Source organism: Microbacterium sp. B24, assembly GCF_000333415.1.
Classification (GTDB): domain Bacteria; phylum Actinomycetota; class Actinomycetes; order Actinomycetales; family Microbacteriaceae; genus Microbacterium.
Map to the genome: position 1 here is coordinate 1 of NZ_BADB01000484.1, position 1,031 is coordinate 1,031.

2 protein-coding genes are annotated in these 1,031 nt (G+C 69.1%); both read left to right on the plus strand.

Going from position 1 to position 1,031, the window contains the following annotated elements:
* The coding region (locus tag I5I_RS14125) for a sensor histidine kinase (RefSeq protein ID WP_036321171.1) at window positions 1–820 on the plus strand (820 nt) is incomplete at its 5' end.
* A 19-nt stretch (window positions 821–839) separates the two neighbouring features.
* Window positions 840–1,031, plus strand: a 192-nt coding sequence (locus I5I_RS14130; protein ID WP_036321173.1) for a hypothetical protein, incomplete at its 3' end; no start/stop codon positions are given.

A 1,031-nucleotide genomic window follows, 5' to 3' on the forward strand; every position in this document is an offset into this window, starting at 1 on the left:
GGTTTTGACGACCACCGAACGCAACGAGTCGCTGCGCAACGCCCGCACGGCGGTCGACTCCGCGGAGCAGAGCGCCGAAGCCGCGCGTGCCACCGCCGCCACCGTCCAGGTGCGCTACGACCTCGAACGGCAGCGGCAGGACTTCCTCTCCACGACCAGCCATGAGCTGCGCACGCCCATCACGATCATCGCCGGTTACAGCGAGCTGCTCTCCGACGCCGAACTGCCTGCCGAGGCCGGTGCGTGGGTTGACGCGATCCATCGCAACACCGGACGGTTGGCCGGCATGCTCGACGACCTCCTCGCCTTCAGCCGCACCCAGGCCGAACGACCGCGACCGCTCGAGATCGCGGCATCCGACCTGGTGCACGAGGTCGTCGCGCACCACACCGGCAGCGCCACTGCGCGCTCCATCGAGGTCGACATCGACACCGCAGAGGAGATGGCGGTCTTCGCCGACCGCGACGACGCCGCGCGCGCACTGGGCAACCTGCTGTCCAACGCCGTCAAGTTCACACCGGCTGGCGGCGCCGTCCGTGTCGAGATCTCGGGTGTTGCCGCCGACGTGATGTTCACCGTCAGCGACACCGGTCCGGGCATCGGGCCCGACGCCCTCGCCCAGGTCTTCGACCCGTTCTACCGCGGCGAGCAGGCCGAGGTCCGTGCGACCCCGGGGACGGGTCTGGGCCTGCCCATCGCCCGGATGCTCGCACGACGAAACGGCGGGGAGGTCATGATCGTGTCGCTGCCCGGACACGGTACGAAGGCGACCCTGCTGCTTCCCCGCAGCGGCACAGCTGCCGCCGACGCGGATCAATAGACTGCCGAATGAGGAACCGATGACCACCCCCCGCGTCGAGAGTCGATGGGCCGACAGCCAGCTGATCGGCACCGTCGTGAGGTCCGTGTGGCAGTGGCAGCTCATCGTCGGCTTCAGCACCGTCGCGGTCGCACTGGGCGTGACGCTGCTCAATCCGCGGCTCTTCGGCGACATCTCGCTGCTGACTCTAGAGGATCCCCGGGACCGAGCT